At 63.8% G+C, this 26590-nt stretch carries 27 protein-coding genes and 1 pseudogene; 15 read left to right on the top strand and 13 right to left on the bottom strand.

Translation table 11 applies throughout. The features are described from left to right. Positions 1–56: 56 nt before the first annotated feature. Complete coding sequence (locus ACVJNE_RS07680) at positions 57–920, bottom strand: haloalkane dehalogenase (RefSeq protein WP_499564400.1); 864 nt, start codon at positions 918–920, stop codon at positions 57–59. Positions 921–988: 68 nt separating this feature from the next. Here ACVJNE_RS07680 and ACVJNE_RS07675 point away from each other — a divergent pair, with 68 nt between their 5' ends. Next, on the top strand, positions 989–1435 hold the full coding sequence (locus tag ACVJNE_RS07675; RefSeq protein WP_499564398.1) for a MarR family winged helix-turn-helix transcriptional regulator: 447 nt from the start codon (positions 989–991) through the stop codon (positions 1433–1435). Between the two features lie 9 nt (positions 1436–1444). Here ACVJNE_RS07675 and ACVJNE_RS07670 read toward each other — a convergent pair whose 3' ends face one another. Both ACVJNE_RS07670 and ACVJNE_RS07665 read right to left on the bottom strand, forming a co-directional pair. After that, a complete protein-coding gene (locus ACVJNE_RS07670) occupies positions 1445–2245 on the bottom strand; it encodes a class II glutamine amidotransferase (RefSeq protein ID WP_499564396.1) in 801 nt (266 codons plus the stop codon). Beyond that, positions 2217–2465 carry a DUF6356 family protein gene (locus ACVJNE_RS07665; protein WP_499564394.1) on the bottom strand — a complete coding sequence of 83 codons (249 nt, stop codon included), beginning with the start codon at positions 2463–2465 and terminating at the stop codon, positions 2217–2219. The genes ACVJNE_RS07670 and ACVJNE_RS07665 overlap by 29 nt, the downstream gene beginning before the upstream one ends. A gap of 105 nt (positions 2466–2570) precedes the next feature. Here ACVJNE_RS07665 and ACVJNE_RS07660 point away from each other — a divergent pair, with 105 nt between their 5' ends. From ACVJNE_RS07660 to ACVJNE_RS07635, 6 genes and pseudogenes are all read left to right on the top strand, one after another. Further along, complete coding sequence (locus ACVJNE_RS07660; protein WP_368801495.1) at positions 2571–3041, top strand: Lrp/AsnC family transcriptional regulator; 471 nt, start codon at positions 2571–2573, stop codon at positions 3039–3041. A 71-nt stretch (positions 3042–3112) separates the two neighbouring features. Beyond that, the gene (gene dut, locus ACVJNE_RS07655; protein WP_499564911.1) at positions 3113–3592 is read left to right on the top strand and encodes a dUTP diphosphatase; all 480 of its coding nucleotides are present in this window, start codon (positions 3113–3115) and stop codon (positions 3590–3592) included. Beyond that, positions 3589–4260, top strand: a complete 672-nt coding sequence (locus ACVJNE_RS07650) for an HAD family hydrolase (protein ID WP_499564392.1) — start codon at positions 3589–3591, stop codon at positions 4258–4260. The genes dut and ACVJNE_RS07650 overlap by 4 nt, the downstream gene beginning before the upstream one ends. Positions 4261–4354: 94 nt before the next feature. Continuing rightward, positions 4355–4907 (top strand): annotated as a pseudogene (locus ACVJNE_RS07645) (type 1 glutamine amidotransferase domain-containing protein). 192 nt (positions 4908–5099) lie between these two features. Beyond that, the gene (locus ACVJNE_RS07640) at positions 5100–5906 is read left to right on the top strand and encodes an isocitrate lyase/PEP mutase family protein (RefSeq protein ID WP_499564390.1); all 807 of its coding nucleotides are present in this window, start codon (positions 5100–5102) and stop codon (positions 5904–5906) included. Next, positions 5906–6910: a proline racemase family protein gene (locus ACVJNE_RS07635; protein WP_499564388.1), complete on the top strand. Its 1005-nt coding sequence runs from the start codon at positions 5906–5908 to the stop codon at positions 6908–6910. The genes ACVJNE_RS07640 and ACVJNE_RS07635 overlap by 1 nt, the downstream gene beginning before the upstream one ends. On the opposite strand, the gene ACVJNE_RS07630 is transcribed toward ACVJNE_RS07635, so the two are convergent. From ACVJNE_RS07630 to ACVJNE_RS07615, 4 genes are read right to left on the bottom strand one after another with little or no spacing between them, the layout of a single operon-like run. Then, positions 6884–7738, bottom strand: a complete 855-nt coding sequence (locus ACVJNE_RS07630; protein ID WP_499564386.1) for a metal ABC transporter permease — start codon at positions 7736–7738, stop codon at positions 6884–6886. The genes ACVJNE_RS07635 and ACVJNE_RS07630 overlap by 27 nt on opposite strands. Continuing rightward, the gene (locus ACVJNE_RS07625) at positions 7735–8595 is read right to left on the bottom strand and encodes a metal ABC transporter permease (RefSeq protein WP_499564384.1); all 861 of its coding nucleotides are present in this window, start codon (positions 8593–8595) and stop codon (positions 7735–7737) included. Before ACVJNE_RS07625 ends, ACVJNE_RS07630 begins: the two co-directional genes overlap by 4 nt. Next, a complete protein-coding gene (locus ACVJNE_RS07620) occupies positions 8592–9500 on the bottom strand; it encodes a manganese/iron ABC transporter ATP-binding protein (RefSeq protein WP_499564909.1) in 909 nt (302 codons plus the stop codon). Before ACVJNE_RS07620 ends, ACVJNE_RS07625 begins: the two co-directional genes overlap by 4 nt. 26 nt (positions 9501–9526) lie before the next feature. After that, positions 9527–10414 (bottom strand): metal ABC transporter substrate-binding protein, encoded by an 888-nt coding sequence (locus ACVJNE_RS07615; protein ID WP_499564382.1) that lies wholly within the window; start codon positions 10412–10414, stop codon positions 9527–9529. A 218-nt stretch (positions 10415–10632) separates the two neighbouring features. Between ACVJNE_RS07615 and ACVJNE_RS07610 the strand changes: the two genes are divergently transcribed. Beyond that, on the top strand, positions 10633–11064 hold the full coding sequence (locus ACVJNE_RS07610; RefSeq protein ID WP_421928038.1) for a Fur family transcriptional regulator: 432 nt from the start codon (positions 10633–10635) through the stop codon (positions 11062–11064). Here the strand turns inward: ACVJNE_RS07610 and ACVJNE_RS07605 are convergent. After that, entirely contained in the window at positions 11061–12083 is a 1023-nt protein-coding gene (locus ACVJNE_RS07605) for a LacI family DNA-binding transcriptional regulator (RefSeq protein ID WP_499564380.1), read from the bottom strand. The two genes, ACVJNE_RS07610 and ACVJNE_RS07605, sit on opposite strands and share 4 nt — an antisense overlap. 364 nt (positions 12084–12447) lie before the next feature. Between ACVJNE_RS07605 and ACVJNE_RS07600 the strand changes: the two genes are divergently transcribed. The 5 genes from ACVJNE_RS07600 to ACVJNE_RS07580 all read left to right on the top strand — a co-directional run bounded on the left by ACVJNE_RS07600 (position 12448) and on the right by ACVJNE_RS07580 (position 18942). After that, on the top strand, positions 12448–13803 hold the full coding sequence (locus ACVJNE_RS07600) for an ABC transporter substrate-binding protein (protein ID WP_499564378.1): 1356 nt from the start codon (positions 12448–12450) through the stop codon (positions 13801–13803). Positions 13804–13950: 147 nt separating this feature from the next. Then, the gene (locus ACVJNE_RS07595) at positions 13951–14964 is read left to right on the top strand and encodes a carbohydrate ABC transporter permease (protein ID WP_499564376.1); all 1014 of its coding nucleotides are present in this window, start codon (positions 13951–13953) and stop codon (positions 14962–14964) included. 1 nt (position 14965) lies between these two features. Then, positions 14966–16117: a carbohydrate ABC transporter permease gene (locus ACVJNE_RS07590; protein ID WP_499564374.1), complete on the top strand. Its 1152-nt coding sequence runs from the start codon at positions 14966–14968 to the stop codon at positions 16115–16117. A gap of 3 nt (positions 16118–16120) precedes the next feature. After that, a complete protein-coding gene (gene bglA, locus ACVJNE_RS07585) occupies positions 16121–17800 on the top strand; it encodes a beta-galactosidase BglA (RefSeq protein WP_499564372.1) in 1680 nt (559 codons plus the stop codon). 26 nt (positions 17801–17826) lie between these two features. Next, on the top strand, positions 17827–18942 hold the full coding sequence (locus ACVJNE_RS07580) for an ABC transporter ATP-binding protein (RefSeq protein WP_499564370.1): 1116 nt from the start codon (positions 17827–17829) through the stop codon (positions 18940–18942). A 69-nt stretch (positions 18943–19011) separates the two neighbouring features. Here the strand turns inward: ACVJNE_RS07580 and amaB are convergent, their stop codons facing one another. Then, the gene (gene amaB / locus ACVJNE_RS07575; RefSeq protein WP_499564368.1) at positions 19012–20520 is read right to left on the bottom strand and encodes an L-piperidine-6-carboxylate dehydrogenase; all 1509 of its coding nucleotides are present in this window, start codon (positions 20518–20520) and stop codon (positions 19012–19014) included. A gap of 84 nt (positions 20521–20604) precedes the next feature. Then, positions 20605–21783, bottom strand: coding sequence for an acyl-CoA dehydrogenase (locus tag ACVJNE_RS07570; RefSeq protein ID WP_499564907.1), 1179 nt, complete (start codon positions 21781–21783; stop codon positions 20605–20607). A 177-nt stretch (positions 21784–21960) separates the two neighbouring features. Here ACVJNE_RS07570 and ACVJNE_RS07565 point away from each other — a divergent pair, with 177 nt between their 5' ends. Next, positions 21961–22875, top strand: a complete 915-nt coding sequence (locus ACVJNE_RS07565) for a LysR family transcriptional regulator (RefSeq protein WP_499564366.1) — start codon at positions 21961–21963, stop codon at positions 22873–22875. Positions 22876–22891: 16 nt separating this feature from the next. Here the strand turns inward: ACVJNE_RS07565 and ACVJNE_RS07560 are convergent, their stop codons facing one another. Both ACVJNE_RS07560 and ggt read right to left on the bottom strand, forming a co-directional pair. After that, the gene (locus ACVJNE_RS07560; protein WP_499564364.1) at positions 22892–23377 is read right to left on the bottom strand and encodes a hypothetical protein; all 486 of its coding nucleotides are present in this window, start codon (positions 23375–23377) and stop codon (positions 22892–22894) included. 84 nt (positions 23378–23461) lie between these two features. Then, on the bottom strand, positions 23462–25192 hold the full coding sequence (gene ggt, locus ACVJNE_RS07555; RefSeq protein ID WP_499564362.1) for a gamma-glutamyltransferase: 1731 nt from the start codon (positions 25190–25192) through the stop codon (positions 23462–23464). 169 nt (positions 25193–25361) lie between these two features. On the opposite strand from ggt, the gene ACVJNE_RS07550 reads away from it, so the two are divergent. Further along, positions 25362–25613 (top strand): GlsB/YeaQ/YmgE family stress response membrane protein, encoded by a 252-nt coding sequence (locus ACVJNE_RS07550; RefSeq protein WP_173188452.1) that lies wholly within the window; start codon positions 25362–25364, stop codon positions 25611–25613. Between the two features lie 27 nt (positions 25614–25640). Here the strand turns inward: ACVJNE_RS07550 and ACVJNE_RS07545 are convergent, their stop codons facing one another. Further along, positions 25641–26516 carry a helix-turn-helix domain-containing protein gene (locus ACVJNE_RS07545; RefSeq protein ID WP_444726926.1) on the bottom strand — a complete coding sequence of 292 codons (876 nt, stop codon included), beginning with the start codon at positions 26514–26516 and terminating at the stop codon, positions 25641–25643. Between the last annotated feature and the right edge of the window lie 74 nt (positions 26517–26590).

The following is a 26590-nucleotide window of genomic DNA, read 5'->3' as shown; positions in this document are numbered from 1 at the left end:
GCAGGAAAGAGGTTCCCAAGGCGCCCCCTCCGGGCCACCTCAGGCTTCAAGGTCGTTCAGCGGAGGCCGTGACGACCCACCCAGGAGGCAATGGCCTTGCCGATCGCTGCCGGCTGATCCTCCGGGCACACATGACCGGCCGGTCCGCACCGCTCGATCTCCAGCGACGCCATGTTCTGTCGGGCCCAATCGGTCATCCCGGGTCCGATCATCAGCGTTCCTTCCTCGCCTTCGAAGGTCAGCAGCAGTTTTGGCGTGTCGGAAGAATCCGCCAGCCAGGCATCGTAGGCGACGATCCGCTCTATCGTGTCGGCGGGTTCGCCCTCGATCGGCATCTCGCGCGGCCAGGCGAGCAGCGGACGCCTGCTCTCGCGCGTCGCGTAAGGCTTTCGGTAGACGTCATGATCCTCTGGCGATAGCCCGCTGCGGACGGTCAATTTCAGTGCCTGCTCAATGAAGAAGTTCTCGTCGAGCACCTTGGCCTCGCCCGTGCCCTCACCGCGCAGCGTCTCGTATCGGGTACGATGCGCGCCTGGAAAATCGGCCCAGGTCATAGGTCGCAGGATCGTTTCCATCAGAACGATGCCGGCGACGCGGGACGGGTTGCTGGCGGCCCAGTCCATGGCGAGCGCGCCACCCCAGTCGTGCCCGACCAGAACCACCCTGTCCAAATCCATCGTGTCGAACCAGGCATCGAGGTAGGCAGCATGGTCGGCGAAACGGTATGCGATTTCGGGCTTACCGGACTGCCCCATCCCTATCAGATCGGGGGCAATAGTGCGCACCGGCGCATCGATATTGGCGATGACGTTACGCCAGACATGAGAGGAGGTCGGATTGCCATGCAGGAACACCAGCGGCACACCGGCTCCCGCATCCCTGTAGAAAATCGTTGAGCCAAGGACAGGCAGGACAGGCATGGGTTTATTCCTTCGGTTGAATTTGGTAAGGTGCCTGTCTATATCCGTTTAGACAGGCGCCTGTCAATATGCCCGATAGCTCATCCTCTGCGCCGCGATCCATCGGCGTGCTTTTGCGTCTCGCCAATCAACAATTTTCGTCCGCCGTCGACGGCGCACTGGCGGAGCAGGGTTTCGGAGACATCCGCCCGCACCACGCTAATGTCTTCACCTTCGTGCCGCCTGAAGGCATCCAGGTATCGGACCTCACGCTGAAGGCAGGTGTGCGCAAGCAGACGATGGCTCAAGCCGTGGAAGAGCTCGAGGCGCTCGGTTATGTCGAGCGACGGCCGCACCCCACCGACAGGCGGGCGCGCCTCGTAATGCTGACCGAGCGCGGGAAGCAGATTCGTCCGCTGGCGATGGCTACCGGACAAAGCGTGGAGGACGACTGGGGCAAGCGCCTGGGGCAACAACGACTGGAAGCCCTGCGCGCCACTCTTGAGCAGATCCTCGACGTCTCCGAGGATCGCTAAGGCGAACCGTCAGCCGGCTAGAGCGAGCGAGGCCACAGCCGGCGCGAAGGGGCGAACGCTCATGCCTGCGCGCGTCATCGTCACAAAGCTGCCTTCAGGCACCGGCGACCATTGCGGTCCGTCGCGATCGAACGGCTCGGAGACGAGGCAGCGCCCCGATCCGCCGCGCAGTTCTCCCGCATAGAGGGTCGGCGCGGTGCCGGTCGTCGCATAGCGTATCGCATAGAGCGTTTCGCCATCGGCGAAGGCGGCCGTCAGCTTCAGGGCAGGTTCCATCGCCGCCTGACCGGCAGCGGCCACGACAAGCGCGACGGCGCGTGTGGCAGCGCCGTGCGGATCGGTTTCAAGGCCTTCGGCCAGCATCAGCAGGAAAAAGAGTTCCGAATCGGTCGTGCCATGCAGTTCCGCGTAGAGCGCGTCGGGCAGGCTTTCTTCCAGCCGGCGGCGGATACGCTCGAAACCGCCGATCTGGCCGTTATGCATGAACGACCAGCGGCCTGAAACGAAGGGATGGCAATTGTCGCGGCTGGTGGCGCCGCCGGTCGAGGCGCGCACATGCGCGAGGAACAGGCCGGACCGTATCTGCCGGCACAAGCTTCTCAAATTGCAGTCGGACCAAGCTGGGAGGACGTCGCGATAGCGGCCGGGCTCCGGCCGCTCGCCATACCAGGCTAGGCCGAAGCCATCGCCATTAGTGGCCGTCTTGGCTTCCAATGCCTGATGGCTTTGGGCGATCAGCGAATGGCAAGGTGCCGCTACGACGTCTTCCAGGAAGACGGGATCACCGAGATAGGCCGCCCACCGGCACATTGCTCTTGCTTCCCCTGTTATGTGTACGCTCGTAGAGTTCGCGCACGATCCTCGACGCGGTAGTCTCGAACAGAAACGGCAAGAAAGCGTGAACGACGGCCGCGCCGGCGGCCATGAACAGCCGCGAGGCGAACCAGGCGGCAAAAGCCATGTGGCCGAAATAGGTCTCGCCGACCGTTTCGGGATGGGCGGTGAAGATGCGGGCGATGCGCGTGGCCATGGACTCGTCCCCTGTAGTTCAAGCCGGCCCATGATAGCCTTCATCGTTAGCCGGAAATCCCAATCTGTCCTTGTTCTGCCTCTAGAAATGGGACATTGTCCCGAAATGAAGCATGAAATCGATACGATTGACCGGCGCCTGCTCGCCGAACTGCAACGCGATGCGACGCTGACCGTCGACCAGCTCTCGGAGCGGCTGAACCTGTCTCGAAACGCCTGCTGGCGGCGCGTCAAGATATTGGAGGAGAAAGGCGTCATCACCGGGCGCGTGGCGCTGGTCGATGCGGACAAGCTTGGGCTGGGACTATCCGTCTTCGTGATCCTGCGCACCTCGCATCACGACCCGGACTGGCTGAAGCGATTTCGCGACGCGGTCACTTCTTTCCCCGAGATCACCGGCGTCTATCGCATGTCGGGCGATCTCGATTACGTGTTGCGGGCCCGGGTCGCCGACGTCAAGGCCTACGACCGGCTCTATCAGCGACTGATCGCCAAGGTGCCTTTGGATGATGTCTCCGCATCATTCGTCATGGAGGAGATTAAGGACACCACGATCGTGCCTGTCGAGGTGCGGTAGCGCCGAAAAGCGCTGGAAAGGGTGCTGCGTCGATTGACCAGAGCGGCATGCCCCGCCATAGCATGCGCGTCATGAAGCCCGCTCCCGACACCCGCTCCGCACCAGTCCTCGGCATCGTCCGCATGCCGCATTCGCAGGGGCTGGCGCTGCCAGCCTATGAAAGCGACGGCGCGGCCGGCATGGATTTGCGCGCCGCGGTGCCGGAAGACCGTCCGATGATATTGCTGCCGGGCCGGCGGGCGCTGGTGCCGACAGGGCTGATATTCGAGATTCCTGCCGGCTACGAAGGACAGGTGCGGCCTCGCTCCGGCCTCGCGTTCAAGCATGGCATCACCTGCCTTAACACGCCGGGAACCATCGACAGCGACTATCGCGGCGAAGTTCAGGTGCTGCTCGTCAATCTCGGTGACGAGGACTTCGCGATCGAGCGCGGCATGCGCATAGCGCAGCTTGTCCTCGCGCCTGTCAGCCATGCGGCGATCGAGGAGCGCGATCTGGCCGGCGAGACAGCAAGGGGCGCGGGCGGTTTCGGCTCGACGGGTACGAAATGAGCGCAGCTACGCAAACGCCGCCGGGCCTCGTCATCTTCGATTGCGACGGCGTCCTGGTGAACACGGAGGAGCGGGCCAACCGGGTGCTCGCCGACTGGTTCTGCGCTGCGGGGCATGACGTGACCTACGAATATTGCCGGCGCGTCTATTCGGGCCGCAGCATGAAGAGCGTGCAGGAAGAGATCGAGGCCGGCGACTATCGGCTGGGCTTCGACCTCACCGAACGCTGGTATGGCTCGCTCGAGGAGATATTCGGCGCCGGCGTCGACGCCATTCCCCATATCGAGCGCGTGGTCGATACCCTGCGCGCAAGCGACATTCCCTGGTGCGTGGCCTCCTCTGCCAGGATCGAGAAGATGCATCTGACGCTCGGCTCCACGGGTCTGCTTCCCCATTTCGGGCACGCGCTTTTCAGCTCGACCATGGTGGAGCGCGGCAAGCCGTTCCCCGATCTCTTTCTCCATGCGGCACGTGAGATGGGCTTCGAGCCTTCAAGCTGCGTCGTGATCGAAGACAGCGTGCCCGGCACCCAGGCTGGTGTCGCGGCGGGCATGCGTGTCTTCTCCTATCATGCCGACCCGATGTCGGATCGCGAGGCGCTTGCTGCAGCCGGCGGCTTACCATTCGACGACATGCGCGAACTGCCGCGCCTGCTCGGTCTCGCCTGACCGTTTCGGCAACGCGTAAGCAGCCAAAAAATCTTGAACGATTGATAGCGTCGCGCGTTCTTCAAGCGGAGCTGGGGGATAACTGGAGGCGAGAATGCCAACTATCCCTGAATCACGCATCATGATCCTTGCAACCAACGGTTTCGAGCAGTCGGAACTTGAGGTGCCGCTGGAAAAACTGCGGAACGCCGGCGCGACGGTCGATGTCGTTTCTATCGAAAACGGAGAGATTACCGGCTGGGAAAAGAAAGACTGGGGTTCGGCCGTCAAGGTCGACCGTACCCTAAGCAACGCTCGGGTTGAAACTGGTGCTGCCCGGCGGACAGATCAACCCCGACGTGCTGCGCACCGACAAGGCGGCGGTAGGCTTCATTCGCGATTTTCATGCGACCGGAAAGCCTGTTGCGGCGATCTGCCATGCACCGTGGCTGCTGATTGAAGCCGGTCTGGTGAAGGGGCTTAGAGCCACGTCCTACCACTCGATCCGGACCGATATGGAAAATGCCGGCGCTCGCTGGGAAGATTCCCAGACAGTGCGCGATGGCAATGTGATAACCGCCCGCAAGCCTGACGATCTGGAAGCGTTTACGGCGGCTATCGTGGAAGCCGTAGAAAACGATCCCGGACAGCGCACGGCGGCAGAATGACGAGGTTCGGCCGCTGAGTAGCGGATCAGTCTCGCGGCCGGGCAAGGCGGCGCTGGCGCCCTTACGGGCTGCCGCGCCGCTTTCAAAAAACGATCATGTCAGGAGGGTGCGGCTGGCCCAATTGCGAGCCTTTGCGGATCAGCTTCCGGCGACCTAACGTGTCCGCTCGCGACAAAGCCAGCGGAGGATCTCATGAGCAAGGCAGAAGAATTCAGGCGGCTGCACGACGGCCCGGCCGCCTTCGTCATCCCAAACCCATGGGATATAGGCACAGCCAAGCTGCTGGCCGATATGGGCTTCAAGGCGCTCGCCACCACGAGCGCGGGCTACGCGTTCTCGCGCGGCCTGCCCGATGGCGGCGTCGAATTCGAGGCCATGCTCGCACATTGTCGCGAACTGGTGGATGCCGTCGACGTGCCAGTCTCGGCCGACCTCGAAAAGGGCAAGGGCGACAGTCCTGAAGATGCCGCGGAGACGATCAGGCGCGCCGCGTCCACGGGGCTCGCCGGATGCTCGATCGAGGATTCCACCGGCGACCCGGACAGGCCGATCTTCGAATTCTCGCATGCTGTGGAACGCGTCGCGGCGGCCGTCGAAGCGGCCCGCGCGCTCGGGCACGATTTCGTCTTCACCGCGCGGGCGGAGAATTTTCTCTGGGGACGCCCCGATCTCGATGACACGATCCGCCGGCTGCAGGCATTCGAGAAGGTCGGCGCCGATGTGCTCTACGCGCCCGGCCTCTCGGACATCGCCGACGTGAAAACCGTCTGCACAAGCGTCGGCAAGCCGGTCAACGTGCTGGCCGTGCAGGGTTTTTCGGTCGCCAGCCTGTCCGACGCAGGCGCGCGGCGCGTCTCGGTCGGCTCCAAGCTTACAACGGTAGCCTTTGGCGCCGTGGAAGCCGCGGCGAAAGAGATGCTGGAAGACGGCACCTTCGAATATGCACGTCAGGCAATGTCGTTCGCCAAGCTTCAGGCCATGTTCTCGGAAGGTCGCTGATGCCGGGCAGCTTGCGCGTTGTCGACATGCATACCGGCGGCGAGCCGCTGCGGATCGTCACTGCCGGCTACCCGCTGCTGCCGAAAGGCACGATCCTGGAAAAGCGTGCCTTCGTGCGCGACAATCTCGACCATCTGCGCCGCCTGTTGATGTTCGAGCCCCGCGGGCACTTCGATATGTATGGGGCGCTGCTTGTCGAACCAGACCTGCCGGACGCCGACCTCGCGGTGCTGTTCATGCACAATGAGGGCTATTCGACAATGTGCGGCCACGCCATCCTGGCGCTGGGCCGCTATGCGATCGACGAGGGGGTGGTCGCGAAGACCGAGCCCGTGACCGTGGTCAATATCGAATGCCCCTGCGGACTGGTGAGGGCGGAGGTGGAAGTCGACAACGGCCGCGCCGGCGCTGTCTCGTTCGAAAGCGTACCGTCCTTCCTCTTCGCATCGGACTGCCGGGTCGAAGTATCCGGTTATGGCACCATCCGGTTCGACATAGCCTATGGCGGCGCGTTCTACGCCTTGGCCGACTGCCGGCAGTTCGGGCTCGAATTCGGCCGCGATTCCGTTCGTGACTTCACCGACGCCGCTGCGGCGCTCACCGAAAGCGCGAAGGCCGCCGTGCCCCTTTCCCATCCGGACCACGCCGACCTCGCCTTCCTCTACGGCTCGATCCTGACGGATGGCGGCGATGGATCGGGCGGGCACCCGACGAAAAATGTCTGCGTCTTCGCCGACAGCCAGGTCGACCGGTCGCCGACGGGGTCCGGCGTCACAGCGCGACTTGCCGCGATGCACGCCAAGGGAGAAGCGGCGGTGGGCGAGACGCGCACCTTCGAAAGCATCGTCGGCTCGCGCTTTGAGGGAACCGTCGCCCGGTCGACCAAGGCCGGGAACATGGATGCCGTGACCGTGCGCGTGTCCGGCCGTGCCTTCTACAGCGGACGCGCGGAATTCGTCGTCGAGGATGACGATCCGCTAGGCGCCGGCTTCATCGTGCGCTGATCGCGGACTGGCGGGAGCTGCACGCATCTGCGACAAGGCGAAGGCTGCGACGAAGACCAGTGTCATCAAGACCACGATGGTGGGCGCGGGCGCGCTGTCGATGAAGAACGACAGGTAGACGCCAAGGAAGGCGCAGCCGACCGCCACCGAAACGGCAACCGCCAGCATGGCCTCGAAGCGACGGGTCACGAGAAACGCAATCGCGCCCGGCGCGATCAGCATGGCGATCGCAAGGATGATGCCGACTGCCTTGAGGGCGCCGACAATGGTCAACGACAGGACGGCCAGAAGCCCGTAGTGGTAGAACCGCACCGGGAGGCCGATGGCGCGGGCGTGCTGGGCGTCGAACGCATGCAGAAGCAGGTCGCGGCGCAGCAGGCCGACGAAGCCGAGCGCTATCAGGGCTATGACGCCTGTTTCGGCAACATCGCCCCAGGTCACACCCAGGATGTTGCCGAACAGCACATGCAGCAGGTGCAGTTCGCTCTCGATCATCGAAAACATGACGATGCCGAGGCCGAACATGCCGGAAAACACCACGCCCATGACGGTGTCCTCCTTGACGCGGCTGTTCTCCTTCAGGAAGCCGACTGCAAGCGCACAGAACATACCCGCGCCGAAGGCACCGATTGCAAGCGGCAAACCGGCAACATAGGCCAGCACGACTCCCGGTAGCACCGCATGGCTGATGGCGTCACCCATCAGCGACCAGCCCTTCAGGATCAGGAAGGATGACAGCAGCCCCATCGGCGCGGCCACCAGGATCGCAATCACGAAGGCCTGCTGCATGAACGGGAACTGGAAAGGCAGAAGCAGCGTGTCGATCATCGCACAGCCTCGATCGCGGCCCGTGCCTGCCTGCGGGCCGCAAGCAGCCCATGCTTCGGTGCCAGAAAGAATGCGGCGAGGAAAATCAGCGTCTGCAGTACAACGATGATGCCGCCGGTAGCGCCATCGATGAAGTAACTCGCATAGGCCCCGACGAAGCTCGTCAGCGAACCGATCGCCACGCTGATGGCGATCAGCCGCGGAAAGCGGTCGGTCAGCAGGTAAGCCGTCGCGCCCGGCGTAACGACCATGGCGATGACGAGGAATGCACCCACCGTCTGCAGCGCAGCGACCGTACAGGCCGAAAGCAGCGTGAAGAACAACACACGCAGCAGCCCGGGCCGCAGGCCGATCGACCTTGCATGGTTCTCGTCGAAGAAGGTGACCATCAGGTCCTTCCATTTGGCGATGAGAATCGCCAGCGAGACGCCGGCGATGATGACGAGCTGCAGCGTGTCGGCCGGCGTCACCGCAAGGATGTTGCCGAGCACGATGGTCTGGATGTTCACCGAAGCCGGCGACAGCGACACCATGAAGAGGCCGATGCCGAAGAAGGAGGTGAAGATAAGCCCGATTACTGCATCCTCGCGCAGCCGCGTCTGGGTGGTCAGGAACAGCATGGCACCGGCGGCAAGCCCACCGGAAAAGAATGCGCCCACGGCAAACGGCAGGCCCAGCATGTAGGCGCCGGCCACGCCGGGAACGATGGCATGCGAGAGCGCATCGCCGATCAGCGACCAGCCCTTCAGCATCAGATAGGCCGACAGAAAGGCGCATACGGCGCCGACCAGCGCCGACACCCACATGGCGTTGACCATGTAGCCGTATGAAAACGGCTGGAAGAGCAGTTCGCTCATTGGGGGTCATCCCCGCGTGCGGCGGCATTGTCCTCCGCGTTGGCAGGGCCGCTGCTCGACTGCGCCTTGTCGCCGTAAAGCACGAAGGGCCGCTCGTCGTCGGTCAACACCGTCAATTCGCGCCCGTCCTCGTCGTCGTGCAGCACCGGACCGCCGAGGACGAAATGGCGCAGGACGCCGCCGAAAGCTGCCTCCAGATTGGGCCGGGTGAAGACTTCGTTCGTCGGGCCGGCGGCCAGAACGGTGCGGTTGAGCAGCACCGCACGGTCGCAGAATTCGGGGACCGTGCCGAGATTGTGTGTCGAGACCAGCATCACGCGACCCTCGTCGCGCAGCGAGCGCAACAGGGCGATGATCGCCTCCTCGGTGGTGACGTCGACGCCGGTGAACGGCTCGTCGAGAAGGATCACCTGCCCTTCCTGCGCCAGCGCGCGCGCCAGGAAGACGCGCTTCTTCTGGCCGCCCGAAAGCTCGCCGATCTGGCGCTTGCGGAACCCGGACATGCCGACGCGCTCCAGCGCCTCGTCGACCATACGCCGGTCGTTCGCCGAAGCGATGCGCAGAAAGTTCATGTGGCCGTAGCGGCCCATCATCACAACGTCCTCGACAAGGATCGGGAAATTCCAGTCGACCTCCTCGGCCTGCGGAACATAGGCGACAACGTTGCGGCGCAGGGCACGGCCGGCCGGCTCGCCCATGATCGAGACGGAACCAGCGGCCAGCGGCACAAAACCCATGATCGCCTTGAACAGCGTCGACTTGCCGCTGCCGTTGACGCCTACAAGCGCCGTGATCGTGCCACGCGGGATCGAGAAGCCGGCATCGACCAGCGCCGCATGGCCGTTGCGGTAGGTGACCGTCACATTCCGCACGTCGAGGCCGGCGCTCGACGCACCGGCCTGCATGGACAGCGACTTTTCCGCCGCGACATTCATTGAGAAAGGCCTTCGGCTATCGTTTCCGTGGTGACGCGCAGAAGATCGAGATAGGTGGGGACCGGTCCATCGGCATCGCTCAGGGAGTCGACGTAGAGAACCCCGCCATAGCTGGCGCCCGTTTCGCGCGCCACCTGCTGGGCCGGGTTCGGCGAGACCGTGCTTTCGCTGAAGATCGCCGGAATTTCGTTCTCTCGCATCTGGTCGATCACCTTGCGGATCTGCTGCGGCGTGCCCTGCGCATCCGCATTGATGGGCCAGAGGTAAAGTTCCTTCAGGCCGAAGTCGCGCGCAAGATAGGAAAATGCGCCTTCACTGGTGACCAGCCAGCGACGCTTTTCGGGAATGGTGGAAAGCCGTTCGCGGATCGGCTGCACCATGGCTTCGATCTCGGCCGAATAGGCAGCGGCATTGGCCGCATAGATTTCGGCATTGGCGGGATCGTGCTCTGCGAAGGCGGCGCGAATTTTCTCGACATAGGTCAGAACGTCGCTCGGCGACATCCACGCATGCGGGTTCGGCTTCCCGCTATATGGGCCTTCCGTGATGCCTATCGGCTCGACGCCTTCGCTGACCACCACGCCGGGTACGTCGCGCAGGTTCTGGAAAAAGCGCTCGAACCAGAGCTCGAGGTTGAGGCCGTTCCATAGGATCAGGTCGGCGTCCTGGGCGCGCAGCATGTCGCCCGGCGTCGGCTGGTATTCGTGAATTTCGGCGTTCGGCCGGGTGATCGATTCGACGTCGGCAGCCTCGCCGGCAACGTTGCTGGCAATATCGGCGATGACGGTGAACGTGGTGACGACCTTCAACCTTTCCTCCTGCGCTGCGGCAGGCAGCATGGCGAGGCACAGGGCAAGGGCGGCTAGAACGGATCTGGCGAACATGAAAGCTCCGGAATCGGCAGGATGGTAAGTGGACTATCAGCACATAGCGCGCTTTCGCATCTACGTCAATGCAATTGCAAATCGTTTGCAAATAGAAGCTCTGTCATCGGGCTCCAACCAGGACGTCATGCAGGAATGGCGACCTGCGCCTTGCCACGGAACTCGCACCACAGCGATCATTCTTTGCAACGATTGCCCAAAAGAAGCATATTCGCCCAATGAACCAGACCGTGATTCCGAAGCCTGATTACGAGGCGGCATTGCGAGAGGCCGGCGTGCGCATCACCCGGCCTCGCCGGGTCATACTCGGCATTCTTTCCGATGCGGGCGATCATCCCGACGCAATGGAGATATTTCGGCGCGCGGTCGCGATCGATAACAGCATATCGCTGTCGACCGTCTATCGGACGATGAAGCTGCTGGAGGGCATCGGCGCCATCCACCGCCACGCCTTCGAGGGCGGACCATCGCGCTTCGAACCTGCCGTGGGCGATCATCACGACCACCTGATCGACATCGAGACCGGCGACGTGATCGAGTTCCAGTCAGACCGCATTGAGGAGCTGCAGCAGGAAATCGCGCGCGAGCTGGGCTACGAGATCGTCCACCACAGGCTCGAGCTCTACGGGCGCAAACGTCGCCGGCGCTAGGTCCGGGCCTGCGCGACCGAGCCGCGCACGACGAGATCGACCGGCCACACCTCGCCGCGCGCACCTTCCTCAAGGCCGCCTATTCGCGCTGCCAGGCGCTCGGCGATGCGTTGACCTGCGGACCGGATCGACGACCGGGTGGTTGCCAGCGGCACAGGGAAGTTTTCCGGGCGCAGAAAGGGAAACACGTCGTCATGCGCGATCAGCGAAACGTCGCCCGGCACGCTGAGACCTGCATCGCGCAACGCCCTGATGATGCCCAGCGTCATCAGCATGCTCGAGCACATGATCGCCGTCGGGCGCTCCTGTGAGGCAAGCACTTCACGCGCCGCGGCATAGCCGTTTTCTTCCGTCATCGGCAGTGCCCGGACGCGTGAGGGGGGCAATTCGACCCCGCTGGCCGTCATGGCCCGCCGCGCGCCGCGCTCGCGATGAATGGCGAAAGTCTGGTCTGGATTGCCGTTGATAAGGGCGATACGGCGATGCCCAAGTTGCACCAGCAGGCGCGCGGCCTCGTAAAATGCGGCCTCGTTGTCGATGTCCAGAAAGGGATAGTCGAAGTCGAGCCCCTCCGATCGGCCATGCACAATGAACGGAATGCCCAGCTCGTTGAGCAACCTGATGCGACTGTCCTTCGGGCGCGGCGAGGAAATATAGACCGCGTCGACCTGACGGTTGGCGACGATGCGACGATAGGTGGTTTCCTCGTCCTGCATGGTCGAAGGTGACAGCGCGAGGTCGAGCTCATGCGTACGTGCATAGTCGCCGAGGCCCGAAAGAAACTCGACGAAATGCGGATCGATCTCCACGCTGGCTCCCGTTGGCATGACATAGCCGATCATGCCCGCCTTGCCTGTCGCGAGGCGCCTTGCGCTCGGGTTGGGGCGATAGCCGTGCCGCTTGGCGGCGTCGACGACCCGCCTGCGCGTTTCCTCCGCAACTTCGGGATAGCCGTTGAGCGCGCGGCTCACCGTTGTCTGCGACAGATCCAGCATCCTGGATAGCTGCTTGAGGTTCACGTTCCTGCTCCACTGCCGACGTCAACACTTCGTGCCATTTCACCCAAATCGCTTTGAATGATCGAGCTAAATTCAGTGTCGATATCGCTTTCTTCCCATGAATATTAGGGCTGACCGTGCCCGCTGGCAAAGCGGAAATTTACACCGCATTGCTGCAAGCCTATGCTGCAGCGCGCCATTACGGCTATATTAAATCGATTAGGCCTCTGCCCCTATTGACTTTGCGTCAATTCGGTGTCGAAGATGCAAGCAGTCAAAGCGCTTTGGATTTCGTGTCGGAGCAATCGGCGAAACAACGCGCCGGCCGTGTGCGCAATGGAGGTCGCGTGCATCGAATGATGTCGATTTCGAACGGGAGGAAATCATGAGGAAATCCCTGCTGGTGGGTGCAGCGCTCGCCACAATAGCCATGTATGCGGCACCGGCCGCGGCCGAGCTCAAATTCGCGCCGGGCGAGGACGGCCGTTTCACCTGGTCGGACTACGAGACCTTGCAGCAGACCGACCTGTCTGGTCAGACGCTCACCGTTTTCGGACCCTGGCGCGGCGCCGACGAAGACCTAATCCAGTCGATCCTCGAATATTTCCGAGAAGCGACGGGTGCCACCGTCAACTATTCGTCGTCAGAGAACTACGAACAGCAGATCGTCATCGACACGCAGGCGGGCAGCCCGCCCAATATCGCGATCCTGCCGCAGCCGGGCCTTATCCAGGACCTTGCATCGAAGGGCCTGCTCACGCCCCTCGGCGAAGACACTGCCGCCTGGGTCGCCCAGAACTACGGGGCCGGCGAATCCTGGGTCGATCTCGGCACCTATGCCGACGATACGGGCGATGAACAGTTCTTCGCCTTCCCCTACAAGGCCGACGTCAAATCGCTCGTCTGGTATTCGCCGGACAATTTCGAGGATGCCGGCTACGAAGTGCCGGAGACCATGGAAGAGTTGCTGGCGCTGCAGGACCAGATCGTCGAGGATGGCGGTGTGCCGTGGTGCATCGGCCTGGGTTCGGGCGGCGCGACCGGATGGCCCGCGACCGACTGGGTCGAGGACATTATGCTGCGCATCCACGAACCGTCCGTCTACGACCAGTGGGTGAAGAACGAGATTCCCTTCAACGACCCACAGGTCGTGGAGGCGCTGGAAATCTTCGCCTCCATCGCCACCAACAACGATTACGTCAACGGTGGCGCTGCCGCGGTCGCCGCGACCGACTTCCGTGACAGCCCGAAGGGCCTCTTCGATATTCCGCCCAAGTGCTACATGCACCATCAGGCGTCATTCATCCCGTCCTTCTTCCCAGAGGGAACCGAGATGGGCATCGATGCGGACTTCTTCTACATGCCGCCTTACGCGGAAAAGGATCTCGGCAAGCCGGTTCTCGGCGCCGGCACGCTGGCGATGATCACCAGCGATTCGGATGCCTCGCGAGCCTTCATCGAGTTCCTGAAGATGCCGCTCACGCATGAGCTGTGGATGGCCCAGTCGGGTTTCGTGACCCCGCACAAGGGCGTCAACGTCGATGCCTATGCCAACGAAGAGCTGAAGCGCCAGGGGCAGATCCTTGCCGACGCCACGACCTTCCGTTTCGACGGATCGGATCTGATGCCCGGACGCATCGGCGCAGGATCGTTCTGGACTGGCATGGTCGAACTCGTCGGCGGCAAGCCGGCCGAGCAGGTTGCCACCGAAATCCAGACGAGCTGGGACGCGATCAAATAAGGGCGGGGCTCCTCCCCCGAAACTAACGGTCCGGGTCGCGCGCGGCCCGGACCGGCAGACAAGTCGACACCTTCGGACAAATCTATCGCACCGGGGCCGGCGTGGGACGCTTCCCGCGCAAGCCCCGGCCAGCAGTGGGAGGATACGATGACGGGGCAGATCATCTCTGCGATTCTGACTGTCGTTCTGGGCGTTTCGGGTTGCGTCGTCTATTTCTGGGGCGCCAACCGACTGCTGGACCTGGTCTTTCCGGCGCACGGCGTTTCGAGCCAGTCGGCCATCGACAATCTGCGACGCCAAGGACTGATCCGGCCGTGGCTGTTTCTCGGGCCTGCCCTCCTGATCCTCACGATTTATCTCATCTACCCCGTGATCGAGACGGCGCGCCTCTCGTTCCTCGACCGCGGCGGTCAGAATTTTGTCGGCACCGCCAATTACGAATGGGCGCTGGGCGACAGGGAATTCCGCCAGGCGATCTTTAACAATTTCCTCTGGCTCGCCGTTGTGCCGGCGGCCTGCACCTTCTTCGGCCTCGTCATCGCCGTGCTCACCGACCGCATCTGGTGGGGCAACATCGCCAAGATGTTCGTCTTCATGCCGCTGGCCATCTCGTTCGTGGGCGCCAGCGTGATCTGGAAGTTCATCTATGAGTACCGCGGCGACGGCCAGACGCAGATCGGCGTGCTCAACGCCATCGTGCAATGGTTCGGCGGAGAACCGCAGGTATGGATTTCGCTGCCCTTCTGGAACAACTTCTTTCTGATGGTGATCCTCATCTGGATCCAGACGGGCTTTGCCATGGTGATCCTGTCGGCCGCGCTGCGCGGTATCCCCGACGAAACGATCGAGGCTGCGACCATCGACGGCGCCAACGGCTTCCAGATCTTCTGGAAGATCATGGTGCCGCAGATCTGGGGCACGATCGCGGTGGTGTGGACCACCATCACCATCCTGGTCCTCAAGGTCTTCGACATCGTGCTGACCATGACAAACGGGCAGTGGAACACCCAGGTTCTCGCCAATCTGATGTTCGACTGGATGTTCCGCGGCGGCGGCGATTTCGGCCGCGGCGCGACCATCGCGATCATCATCATGCTCGCCGTCATACCGATCATGATCTGGAACATCCGCAACGCCACGCGCGAGACGGGAGGACACTGACATGGCTGCGACCGGCAAAAGTTTTGCCCAGCGCTGGGGCGTTCATATCGCCGTGCTGCTGATCGTCATCGTCTGGACCGTCCCGACGCTCGGCATTCTCGTGTCGTCGCTGCGCGACAAGGACCAGATCGCCGTTTCCGGCTGGTGGACCGCGCTGACCACCTCGTCGCAGACCGGGCAAGGCCGCACCGACGCAGCCGACGCCCAGGTCGAGCAGGGCGGACGCTTCGTGATCTCCGGCAATCTGCTGGAGGACGGCACCGCACTGACCATCACCGCCTTCGGTACGCGCATCCAGGAGCCGACCGCGCATGAGGCCGGCACGGTGGCCGAGCTGGAAGACGGCGTCACGCTGCAGGTAAACGAGGACGGCAGCTATGTCTATTCCTCGCCCGTAGCCTTTGAGGGTCGCCGCGGCGAGCGCGTCTTCTTCGAGGCATCGACACCGCCGCGCTTCACCACGGAAAACTACGAGACGGTGCTGTTTTCGGAGGGCATCGGCCGATCGTTCATCAACTCGCTGACCGTGACGATTCCGGCCACCATCATCCCGATCCTGATTGCGGCGTTCGCAGCCTACGCGCTCGCCTGGATGCGTTTTCCCGGCCGCGCGATCCTCATTGCCGTCGTCATCGGCCTGCTGGTTGTACCCCTGCAGATGTCGCTGATACCGCTGCTCAAGCTCTATAATGGCGTCGGCGCCTTCTTCGGCGTGCCGGCCAAGACCTATCTCGGCATCTGGCTTGCGCATACGGGCTTCGGCCTGCCGTTCGCGATCTACCTGCTGCGCAGCTATATCGCCGGCCTGCCGCGCGAGATCATGGAATCGGCGCGTATCGACGGAGCAAGCGACTTCGAAATTTTCGTCAAGATCGTGCTGCCGCTCTCCTTCCCCGTGCTCGCCTCCTTTGCGATCTTCCAGTTCCTGTGGGTGTGGAACGACCTGCTGGTGGCCATGGTGTTCCTGGGCTCAGGCTCGAGCCAGCTCGTGCTGACCGGCAAGCTCAATGCGCTGCTCGGTTCACGCGGCGGCGATTGGGAAATTCTCACCACATCGGCCTTCGTCACCATAATCGTGCCGCTTATCGTGTTTTTCTCGTTGCAACGCTATTTCGTCCGCGGGCTGCTCGCGGGCTCCGTCAAGGGTGGTTGATCGATGCAGACTGCAGTGCATATCCAGAACAGGGAAGGCGCGGAACCGGCGGTGGAACCGGATCGCGACTGGTGGCGGGGGGCAGTCATCTACCAGATTTACCCGCGCTCCTTCCAGGATTCCGACGGTGACGGCATTGGCGACCTGCGCGGCATCCTGACCCGGCTGCCGCATATCGCCAGCCTCGGCGCGGACGCGATCTGGATTTCGCCTTTCTTCCGCTCGCCGATGGCGGATTTCGGCTACGACGTCTCCGACTATCGTGACGTCGAGCCGATGTTCGGCACGCTGGACGATTTCGACGCGGTGGTCGCCGAGGCGCATCGGCTCGGGCTCAAGGTGATGATCGACCTCGTCCTGTCGCACACGTCGGATGCGCATCCATGGTTCCGCGAAAGCCGGGGCTCGCGCGACAACCCGAAATCCGACTGGTACGTATGGGCGGACGCAAAGCCCGACGGCACGCCGCCCAACAACTGGCTGTCGATCTTCGGCGGGTCCGCCTGGGCGTGGGATGCGCGGCGTCAGCAATATTACATGCACAACTTCCTGGCCGAGCAGCCGGATCTCAACTTCCACAACAGCGAGGTCCAGGACGCGCTGCTCGACGTTACACGCTTCTGGCTGGAGCGCGGCGTCGACGGCTTCCGGCTCGATACGATCAACTTCTACTTCCACAGCCAGGGGCTCGAGGACAATCCGGCACTGGCGCCGGAATCGCGGGACTATTCAACGGCGCCAGCCGTCAATCCCTACAACTGGCAGGACCATATCTACGACAAGAGCAGGCCGGAAAACGTGGCGTTCCTCACCCGCTTCCGCGCGCTGCTCGACGAATATCCGGCGGCAGCGGCTGTCGGCGAGGTGGGGGACGCGCAGCGCGGCCTGAAGATCGTGGCGGACTACACGGCCGGCAACGACCGCGTGCATATGTGCTACTCGTTCGACTTCCTGTCGCCCGACAAGATCAGCGCAGAGCGGGTGCGTACCGTGCTGGAGGAATTCGACCGTGTCGCCAGCGACGGCTGGTCGTGCTGGGCCTTTTCCAACCACGACGTGATGCGCCACGCATCGCGCTGGGCGGCCAGCGAATGGGATCGCACCGCCTATCTGAAGGTGATTTCGGCCCTGCTGATGAGCCTTCGCGGCTCGGTCTGCATCTATCAGGGCGAAGAACTCGGCCTTCCGGAGGCGGACCTCGCCTTCGAGGACCTCCATGACCCCTACGGCATCCGCTTCTGGCCGGAATTCAAGGGGCGCGACGGCTGCCGCACGCCGATGGTGTGGGATTCGCACCAGCCCAATGCCGGATTCTCGCCGGCCCGGCCCTGGTTGCCGGTGCCTGCCGAGCATCTGACCATGGCGGTCAACACCCAGACCGGCGACGATCATTCGCTGCTCGAACATTACCGCCGCATGCTCGCCTTCCGCGCCGCCCATCCGGCGCTGATCAAGGGCTCAATCACCTTCAACGATGCGCAGGGCGACGTGGTGGTCTTCACCCGCCGTCACGGCAACGAACAGATCCTGTGCGCCTTCAACCTCGGCGGCAACGACGCCGCGCTGGAGCTGGGCGACGGCGTTTCGCCGGTCTCGATACCGGGGCACGGCTTTGCGGGCACAAGCGCGGGCGGAACGATCAGGCTCGGCGCCTATGGCGCCTGGTTCGGACGGATTGCCTGAACGAACGGAATCGGGAGGAGGAAAACATGGCCAATCTTCTGCTCAAGGATGTGAGGAAAGCCTACGGCAACCTCGAAATCCTGCACGGCATCGATCTCGACATAAAATCGGGCGAGTTCATCGTCTTCGTCGGCCCGTCCGGCTGTGGGAAATCGACACTTTTGCGCACGATCGCCGGTCTCGAGGACATAACCGGGGGCGAATTGCAGATCGACGGAGACCTGGTCAACGACGTGCCGCCGTCCAAGCGCGGCATCGCCATGGTGTTCCAGTCCTATGCGCTCTATCCGCATATGACCGTCTACGACAACATGGCCTTCGGCATGAAGATCGCCAAGGCCAGCAAGGCGGAGATCGACGAGCGCGTGAAGCAGGCGGCGGAAATCCTGCAGCTCACCAAATATCTCGACCGGCTGCCCAAGGCGCTCTCCGGCGGCCAGCGGCAGCGCGTCGCCATCGGTCGCGCCATCTGCCGCAACCCGAAGGTGTTCCTGTTCGACGAGCCGCTGTCGAACCTCGACGCCGCACTGCGCGTCGCGACCCGCATAGAGATCGCCAAGCTCAAGGAGCAGATGGCCAATACGACGATGATCTACGTCACCCACGACCAGGTCGAGGCCATGACGCTCGCCGACAGGATCGTGGTGCTCAAGGACGGTTATGTCGAGCAGGTCGGCTCACCGATGGAACTCTATCGCCACCCTGGCAATCTGTTCGTTGCCCAGTTCATCGGTTCGCCGTCGATGAACATCGTGCCGGCCACGATCGAGCGGGCGGGCGGGCCCACCGCCGTTCGGCTCGCCGACGGGACGGTCGCGCACGTACCCACCCAGACGCCGGACTCGGCCGCCGGCACACAGGCCAGCTTCGGCGTGCGACCGGAAGACCTGCGCTTGGCAACGGACGCGGATGGCAGCGTGCTGTTCGAAGGGCGCATCGACTATATCGAGCAGCTCGGCGAGGTGCAGCTTCTCTACGTCGACCTGGGCCGCGAAGGCGAGCCGCTGGTCGCCAAGCTGCCCGGCAACGCCGAGGTCGAGCGCGGCTCGACCGTGCGGCTGACGGCCGATGCCGGCGATCTGCACATCTTCGACAGCGATGGCCGATCGTTTGCGCGGGAACGCCTGGCCAGCGCGGCCTGAGCGCCCGGCCTGATTGAAAAGAAAAAGGGCGGCACAAGTGCCGCCCTTTTTTTCGTTGAGACGATCGCGTCAGATGTCGAACGAGACGCCCTGCGCCAGCGGCAGCACGGTCGAATAATTCACCGTGTTGGTGGCGCGGCGCATGTAGCCCTTCCACGCGTCCGATCCGGATTCGCGGCCGCCGCCGGTTTCCTTCTCGCCGCCGAATGCACCGCCGATCTCCGCACCCGAGGTGCCGATATTGACGTTGGCAATGCCGCAATCGGAGCCGTCGGCCGACAGGAAGCGCTCGGCCTCGCGCATGTCGAGGGTGAAGATCGACGAGGAAAGCCCCGCACCCACTGCATTGTGGTCGGCAATTGCCGCGTCGAAGTCGGAATATTTCATCACATAGAGGATGGGAGCGAAGGTTTCCTCGGTGACTGGCGAAACCTGTTTCGGCATCTCGACCAGCGCCGGGCGCACATAGAAGGCGGTGTCGTGGGCCGTCTCGATGCGCGCTCCGCCGGTGATCTCGCCGCCCGCGGCCTTTGCCTTTTCAAGTGCCGACTGCATGCCCTTGTAGGCAGCGGCGTCGATCAGCGGACCGACCAGCGCGCCGGTCTCGAGCGGGTTGCCGACCGAAACGCTTTCGTAGGCCTTCTTCAGGCGCGGCACGAGATCGTCATAAACGCTCTCGTGTACGAACAGCCGCCGCAGCGTCGTGCAGCGCTGGCCTGCCGTGCCCATGGCGCCGAAGGCGATGGCGCGCAGCGCCATGTCGAGATCGGCGGAGGGACAGACGATGCCGGCATTGTTGCCTCCGAGTTCGAGGATGGCGCGCGCGAACCGCTTCGCCAGCCGCGGGCCGACCTCGGCACCCATTCGGGTCGAGCCGGTGGCGGAGACGAGCGGAACCTTCGGGTGGTCGACAAGCACCTCGCCGATGGCGCGGTCGCCGATCAGCACCTGCAGCAGACCCTCGGGCGCATCACCGAAACGCGACGCGGCGCGCGCGAAAATCGCCTGGCAGGCGAGCGCGGTCAGCGGCGTCTTTTCGGACGGCTTCCAGACGACCGAATTTCCGCACACCAGCGCCAGCGCAGCATTCCAAGACCACACGGCTACGGGGAAATTGAATGCCGAGATCACGCCGACGACGCCGAGCGGGTGCCAGGTCTCCATCATGCGGTGGCCGGGGCGCTCGGATGCGATGGTCAGGCCATAGAGCTGGCGCGACAGGCCAACCGCGAAGTCGCAGATGTCGATCATCTCCTGAACCTCGCCCAGACCCTCGGACGGAATCTTTCCTGCCTCGATAGAAACGAGACGGCCGAGGTCGTCCTTGGAAGCGCGCAGTTCCTCGCCCAGCAGGCGCACGAGTTCGCCACGGCGCGGGGCCGGCACGTTGCGCCACTGGCGGAACGCCTCATCGGCCGCATCGATCGCCTTTGCCGCGTCCTGCGCCGAGATCGGCGACAGGTCGGCGACCTTGCCGCCGGTCAACGGGCTGTAGGACGGCATCGAGCCGCCCGCCAGCACAGCCTTGTCCACGCCGAGCCGTTCGAGAAGCGCCGTCGTTTCCTTTGCGATATCCATGATGTTCAAAGACCCTTTTCAAGCTTGCGGGTCCGCGCAAGCGCGGACCTTCATTTCATTACGATCATGCCTTGGGCGGCTGCCTTAGAAGAACGCCTGCAGACCCGTCTGCGCACGGCCCAGGATGAGGGCGTGAACGTCGTGCGTGCCCTCATAGGTGTTGACCGTCTCGAGGTTCTGCGCGTGGCGCATGACGTGATATTCGATCTGGATGCCGTTGCCGCCGTGCATGTCGCGCGCCTGCCTGGCGATGTCCAGCGCCTTGCCGCAATTGTTGCGCTTGACGATGGAGATCATCTCCGGTGCGAACCTGCCCTCGTCCATCAGGCGGCCGACGCGCAGGGAGCCCTGAAGGCCAAGCGCGATTTCCGTCTGCATGTCGGCGAGCTTCTTCTGGAAGAGCTGCGTCTGTGCCAGCGGCCTGTTGAACTGTCTGCGATCGAGGCCGTACTGGCGGGCGCGGAACCAGCAATCCTCGGCCGCGCCCATGGCGCCCCAGGAGATGCCGTAACGGGCGCGATTGAGGCAGCCGAACGGTCCCTTGAGGCCGGAGACGTTCGGCAGGAGCGCGTCCTCGCCGACCTCTACGTCCTCCATCACGATCTCGCCGGTGATCGACGCGCGCAGCGACAGCTTGCCGCCGATCTTCGGCGCCGAGAGCCCCTTCATGCCCTTTTCCAGCACGAAACCACGGATCGCGTTGTCATGCGCCTCGGACTTGGCCCAGACCACGAATACGTCGGCGATCGGTGCGTTGGAGATCCACATCTTGGAGCCCTTGAGGCGATAGCCGCCGTCGGTCTTCACCGCACGCGTCTTCATGCCGCCTGGATCGGAACCGGCATCCGGCTCGGTCAGGCCGAAGCAACCGATCCACTCGCCCGAAGCGAGCTTGGGCAGATATTTCTTGCGCTGCTCTTCCGAGCCATAGGCATAGATCGGATGCATCACCAGCGACGACTGGACGCTCATCATCGAGCGATAGCCCGAATCGATACGCTCCACCTCGCGCGCCACAAGGCCATAGGACACGTAGCCTGCGCCCGAGCCGCCATATTCCTCGGGGATCGTCACGCCCAGCAGGCCGGCCTGCCCCATCTCGGAGAAGATGGCCGGATCGGTCTTTTCCTCCAGATAGGCTTCTTCGACACGCGGCAGGAGCCTGTCGGAAGCGAACCCGGCCGCGGCGTCGCGTATCATGCGCTCGTCTTCGGTAAGCTGATCGTCGAGCAGGAATGGATCGGACCACGAGAACGACGCCATCTTTTCGTCCTTGTGCGGAGAGGTCTGTGCGGAAATGTTCATGCCTGTCCTCTTTGAACGGCGAATTGAATACGGAAGCGGTCGCGGCAGCAGAGCATGCCACGACCGGACGTTCCAGCCTTTGATATATTATGAGCCGCGTATTATGCAGGCAAAACGCTTTTTGGTCGATCAAACATGTCGAATCCGCATATTTGGAGCACGCCCCGGCGGCTCCAGCCCTCCATCAGCCTGCTGGCAGCCTTCGAGGCCGTCTGCCGCACCGGTTCGACGGCTGCGGCCGCGCGCGAGCTGTCGCTGACTCAGGGCGCCGTCAGCCGCATGGTCAAGACGCTGGAGGAACAGCTGGAGGTCACGCTGTTCAAGCGCGAGCGCAAGCGTCTCAAGCCGACCGACGCGGCCAAGGCCTATGCACATGACGTGCGCAAGGCGCTGGACCTGATCGCGCGCTCGACGCTCGGGCTGCGCGCCAATCCCGGCGGCGGCACGCTGTCGCTGGCGATCCTGCCGACCTTCGGTACACGCTGGCTGGCCCCGCGCCTGCCGCATTTCCTCGCCGCGCACCCCGGCGTCACCATCAATCTCGGCACGCGCCTGCAACGGTTCGACTTCGCCCAAAGCACCTTCGACGCCGCGATCCATTTCGGCGACCCCGACTGGCCGGAGACCGAGCACGTCAAGCTGTTCGACGAGCGCATGATCGCCTGCTGCGCGCCGGACTTCCACAAGCGTCATCCGCTGGACGAGGCAAGCGACCTTCTGACCGCGCCGCTTCTGCTGCTCGAAACGCGGCCAAGAGCATGGACGAGCTGGTTCGAGGCGCATGGCTGTGGCGCGCAGCCGGCGCGCGGCATGATGTTCGATCAGTTCGCGACGATGATCCAGGCCGCCATTCACGGCATGGGCGTGGCGCTGCTACCGGCGTTCCTGGCATCAGGGGAGATCGAGGCAGGCCGGCTCGTGCCCGCTTATGGCGAAGCAATCTCGGGTGTCGGCGCCTATTACCTGATCTGGCCGCAAAGCGGCGCGCAGCATCCGCCGCTGCGCTCGTTCCGGGCCTGGCTGGAAACGGAGACGACAGACCTGCAATAATCGCAAGGCCGCCAGGTCAGAGCCGGAACGTCCAGAACAGGCAGGCCAGCGTCGCGGCGATGAAGACGACGAAGAAGATCGTGCGCAGCAGCACGTTGCGGCGCAGTTCGTTCATCAGCAGGTGGGCGGCGATGATCCCGCCGGCAAAGAGGAACTGCCAGTCGAGCAGGGCCCAGAGCGCGGCCCGGTCGCCGAAGGCGAAGCGGGCGACGAGCACGCCGACGATCGTCGCCAGCAGCACCAGCGTTGCCGCATAGGTTGGCGTCGCACCATTGGTGTGGACGAAGCCGGCGGCACGCAGCGGCAGGATCATCATCAACACCGAAGCGAAGGCGTAGATGGCTGCAAGCGGCACGAAAGTCGCCGCGTTGGCGAGATTATCGAGCCGGGCAAGGCCGAGCGCGCCGAAGGCATAACCCTTCTGCTCGACGGCGAAGCTGAGCGCCGCCAGCGCAGCGGTCAGCACGGTGACGAGCAGGAAGGATGCGGCGGTTCTGTTCATGGCGCGCTCCAGCGCGAATCAGCGAAATCTTTGATTACGCTGGAGCTATACCAGAATGCCTGCCGCGATAAGCGTGGCTGTCAGCTAGCGGCCCATCACCTGTCCCTCGCGGCGCTTGTCGGCAGCGCCGATCAGCTCGCCGCCTTCCAGCTTGATGACGTGGAGGCCGGAATTGAGGTTGGCAATCGAGACCTCATGACCGAGCGCGGTCAGGGCGTCCGCCGTCTGCTGGGCGCCGTCGCCCTCTTCCACACGCGTCGTACCGTTCAGGTTGACGACATGCGGCAGGTCCACCGCTTCCTGCGGGTCCATGTTCCAGTCGAGCAGGGCAACGAGCGACAGCGCGACGTAGTTGATGATGTTGGCGCCACCGGGGCTGCCGGTCAGCAGCACCGGCCGGTCGTCGCGGAACACGATCGTCGGCGCCATGGACGAGCGGGGCCGCTTGCCCGCTTCGACACGATTGGCGACCGGCTTGCCATCTACCTCCGGCGCGAAGGAGAAGTCGGTCAGCTCATTGTTGAGCAGGAAACCGTTTGTCATCACGCGGCTACCGAAGCCGCTCTCGATCGTCGTTGTCATGGAGATCGCGTTGCCGTCGCCATCGACGATGACGAAATGCGAGGTGCCGTGGCGCGGACGCTCGACATCGGGGGCATAGAGCTTCGTCTCGTCCCAGGGCGGATCGCCGGCCTCGGCCTTGCCCATGGATGCCGCCGGATCGATCAGCGCCGCACGCTCGGCGAGATAGGCGCGCTCCAGAAGCCCCTTCGGCATGTCGACGAAATCGCTGTCGGCCATGTACATGCCGCGGTCTGCGAAGGCCAGGCGCGAGGCCTCGGCAAAGAGATGGCGCGCCTCGACGCCTTCACCCATCGCCGGCAGGTCGAAGGCCTCGAGCATGGCCAGCATCTGGCCGACGGTGAGACCGCCCGAACTCGGCGGACCCATGCCGCAGACCTCGTTCTGGCGATAGTCGACGCAAACCGGCTCGCGCTCGATCACCTCGTAGCGCGCGAAATCCTCCATGGTCAGCAGACCGGGATTCGTCTCGGTCCGCACGGCGGCGACAATGTCGCGGGCGATCTGGCCCGTATAGAACGGTGCCGCGCCCTGCTCGGCAACAAGCCTGAGGGTGCGCGCATAGGCCGGGTTTTCAAGCGTGGCGCCCTCGGCCAGCGGTGTGCCGCCGGCATCGAAGAAGTAGCTGCGTGTCGTCTCGAAGGTGTCGAGCCCCGGTGCCTGCGGGATCGCATCGGCAAGCCGCTGCGAGACCGTGAACCCCTGCTCCGCGGTATCGATCGCCGGCTGCAGCAGGCCGGCCCAGGGCAGCCGCCCGAACTTGCCGTGCAGCGTTTCCATCAGCTTCGGCGTTCCCGGAACGCCAGCCGAGCGACCGCCGACAACGGCCGCGACGAACTCCATCGGTGCGCCGTCCTCGCCCAGCCAGTACGTCTCGTCGGCGGCGAGCGGCGCGGTTTCGCGCGCATCATACGTCGTCAGCTCGCCGAGCGCGGCATCCCAATAGAGCGCGAAGGCGCCGCCACCGAGACCGGAGCTCTGCGGCTCGACCAGACCCAGCATCGCCTGAACCGCGACCGCCGCATCCGCAGCGGTGCCGCCCGCCTCCAGCACGGCATAGCCCGCACGCGTTGCCAGCGGATGGGCACTCGCGACCATGAATTCCTTGGCCCGCACGGAAACGCGCTCGGCCAGTTTCGTGGTGGCTTCGGGCTGGGGCGCTTCCTGTGCGATCGCTGCCGGCATTGCCACCGCCAGCGCCAGGACCAATGTGTAACCGCGTAAAGAACGCATGAATTCCACCTCCTCGATTGCCCTTCCCGCAGGGGAAAGCTAGCAACCGCCGGCAGGCCTGAACAGGGTCGCTACACAGTTCGACAATGGTCCAGACCCGATCGGTCTTGCCAACGCGCGCGGAAGATGAATCATTGCGATGTCGGGGCGGCAACGAAGGAGACTTTATATGGAAGACGCAAGCGTGGGCTGGATTGCGGCCATCATCATAGGCGGGCTGGCGGGCTGGATCGCATCCAGCGTCATGAAGAGCGATACCGGCCTCTTCCTGAACATCATTCTGGGGATCGTCGGCGCGGCGGTGGCGAGCTTCCTGTTCGGGCTGCTCGGCGTATCGTTCGGCGGCTGGCTGGGCTATCTCGTAGCCGGGTTCGTTGGCGCCTGCATCCTCATCTGGGGCGCACGCGCCGTTCGAAGCTGAGGCGTTCAGGCGACCGCCTGGCGACTGTCAGGGCCAGGCAGCGAATGACGGAGCTCCGTGGCGGCGCGCAAGGTCGCGCCGCTGCATGTTCGGCGAGTGCCCGGACAACCGCTTGTAGAAGCGGCTGAAATAGGCGGGGTCGGAAAAGCCCAATTCTTCGGCGATCTCGGAAATCTGCAAGCTGGAATCGTCGAGCAAGGCCTCGGCCTCGCGCATCAGGCGGCCATGGATGAGCGCCAGCGGCGACCGCCCGGTGGTGCGCCGCACCGTGGCATTGAGCCTGTCCGGCGAAACACCGACCTCGTCTGCGTAGCGCGCAATCGTCCAGTGATCCCGAAAATGCAAGTCGACCGCGTGGAGGAAACGCTGCGCGATGGTCCGCGGCAGCGGTCTCGTCTCGCGCATCATGGGTCCCGACAGACGCCAGGTCGCGATAAAGAACAGTGCGAGCAAATGGCGGCGCGCCTCCTGCCCGGCCGGCAGGTCGAGCGCGGCTTCCTCGCCGATGGCTTCCAGGGCGTCGTACAGGCGTCTTGCCTGCCGGGTTTCCAGCCGCTGATGGATCAAGGGTTGGCCGAGGGTCGCGCGCATCTGGCCGGCGAAAGGTCCGGCTGTGATGGCACCGGCTATGCCGACCTCGTTGACCGCAAGCGAAATGCCGCGCGAACCGGCCTCGAGCAGAAGTCGCGCCTGGGCGCCGGCTGGCAGCCACAACAGGCAGGGCGCCGCAAAGGCGATCTCGCCATCGCTCATCCTGACCCGGCCCCTGCCGGATTCCAGGACGAAGCCGCGATGGCGCGCATCGCGAAACGTCCATTCGCCGGATGTCAATTCACCGCGCACCAGAGAGACCTCGGCATCAGGCTGCGCGCCCGGCTCAGGCTGGTTTGTAAAAAGCGCCATCGAAATCACTCTTACCCCAACCCAGATAAAGTGCAATTATTGTCTGAAAATGTCTATTCCGGCAATGAAGGGTG

The organism is Mesorhizobium sp. DxT (assembly GCF_058448885.1).
This window is presented reverse-complemented; position numbering and strand designations above follow the sequence as displayed.

Coding starts and splice junctions, on each gene's coding strand:
- ACVJNE_RS07680 (WP_499564400.1), bottom strand. CDS start 920: ATGCCTGTCCTGCCTGTCCTTGGCTCAACGATTTTCTACAGGGATGCG.
- ACVJNE_RS07675 (WP_499564398.1), top strand. CDS start 989: ATGCCCGATAGCTCATCCTCTGCGCCGCGATCCATCGGCGTGCTTTTG.
- ACVJNE_RS07670 (WP_499564396.1), bottom strand. CDS start 2,245: ATGTGCCGGTGGGCGGCCTATCTCGGTGATCCCGTCTTCCTGGAAGAC.
- ACVJNE_RS07665 (WP_499564394.1), bottom strand. CDS start 2,465: ATGGCCACGCGCATCGCCCGCATCTTCACCGCCCATCCCGAAACGGTC.
- ACVJNE_RS07660 (WP_368801495.1), top strand. CDS start 2,571: ATGAAGCATGAAATCGATACGATTGACCGGCGCCTGCTCGCCGAACTG.
- dut (WP_499564911.1), top strand. CDS start 3,113: ATGAAGCCCGCTCCCGACACCCGCTCCGCACCAGTCCTCGGCATCGTC.
- ACVJNE_RS07650 (WP_499564392.1), top strand. CDS start 3,589: ATGAGCGCAGCTACGCAAACGCCGCCGGGCCTCGTCATCTTCGATTGC.
- ACVJNE_RS07640 (WP_499564390.1), top strand. CDS start 5,100: ATGAGCAAGGCAGAAGAATTCAGGCGGCTGCACGACGGCCCGGCCGCC.
- ACVJNE_RS07635 (WP_499564388.1), top strand. CDS start 5,906: ATGCCGGGCAGCTTGCGCGTTGTCGACATGCATACCGGCGGCGAGCCG.
- ACVJNE_RS07630 (WP_499564386.1), bottom strand. CDS start 7,738: ATGATCGACACGCTGCTTCTGCCTTTCCAGTTCCCGTTCATGCAGCAG.
- ACVJNE_RS07625 (WP_499564384.1), bottom strand. CDS start 8,595: ATGAGCGAACTGCTCTTCCAGCCGTTTTCATACGGCTACATGGTCAAC.
- ACVJNE_RS07620 (WP_499564909.1), bottom strand. CDS start 9,500: ATGCAGGCCGGTGCGTCGAGCGCCGGCCTCGACGTGCGGAATGTGACG.
- ACVJNE_RS07615 (WP_499564382.1), bottom strand. CDS start 10,414: ATGTTCGCCAGATCCGTTCTAGCCGCCCTTGCCCTGTGCCTCGCCATG.
- ACVJNE_RS07610 (WP_421928038.1), top strand. CDS start 10,633: ATGAACCAGACCGTGATTCCGAAGCCTGATTACGAGGCGGCATTGCGA.
- ACVJNE_RS07600 (WP_499564378.1), top strand. CDS start 12,448: ATGAGGAAATCCCTGCTGGTGGGTGCAGCGCTCGCCACAATAGCCATG.
- ACVJNE_RS07595 (WP_499564376.1), top strand. CDS start 13,951: ATGACGGGGCAGATCATCTCTGCGATTCTGACTGTCGTTCTGGGCGTT.
- ACVJNE_RS07590 (WP_499564374.1), top strand. CDS start 14,966: ATGGCTGCGACCGGCAAAAGTTTTGCCCAGCGCTGGGGCGTTCATATC.
- bglA (WP_499564372.1), top strand. CDS start 16,121: ATGCAGACTGCAGTGCATATCCAGAACAGGGAAGGCGCGGAACCGGCG.
- ACVJNE_RS07580 (WP_499564370.1), top strand. CDS start 17,827: ATGGCCAATCTTCTGCTCAAGGATGTGAGGAAAGCCTACGGCAACCTC.
- amaB (WP_499564368.1), bottom strand. CDS start 20,520: ATGGATATCGCAAAGGAAACGACGGCGCTTCTCGAACGGCTCGGCGTG.
- ACVJNE_RS07570 (WP_499564907.1), bottom strand. CDS start 21,783: ATGGCGTCGTTCTCGTGGTCCGATCCATTCCTGCTCGACGATCAGCTT.
- ACVJNE_RS07565 (WP_499564366.1), top strand. CDS start 21,961: ATGTCGAATCCGCATATTTGGAGCACGCCCCGGCGGCTCCAGCCCTCC.
- ACVJNE_RS07560 (WP_499564364.1), bottom strand. CDS start 23,377: ATGAACAGAACCGCCGCATCCTTCCTGCTCGTCACCGTGCTGACCGCT.
- ggt (WP_499564362.1), bottom strand. CDS start 25,192: ATGCGTTCTTTACGCGGTTACACATTGGTCCTGGCGCTGGCGGTGGCA.
- ACVJNE_RS07550 (WP_173188452.1), top strand. CDS start 25,362: ATGGAAGACGCAAGCGTGGGCTGGATTGCGGCCATCATCATAGGCGGG.
- ACVJNE_RS07545 (WP_444726926.1), bottom strand. CDS start 26,516: ATGGCGCTTTTTACAAACCAGCCTGAGCCGGGCGCGCAGCCTGATGCC.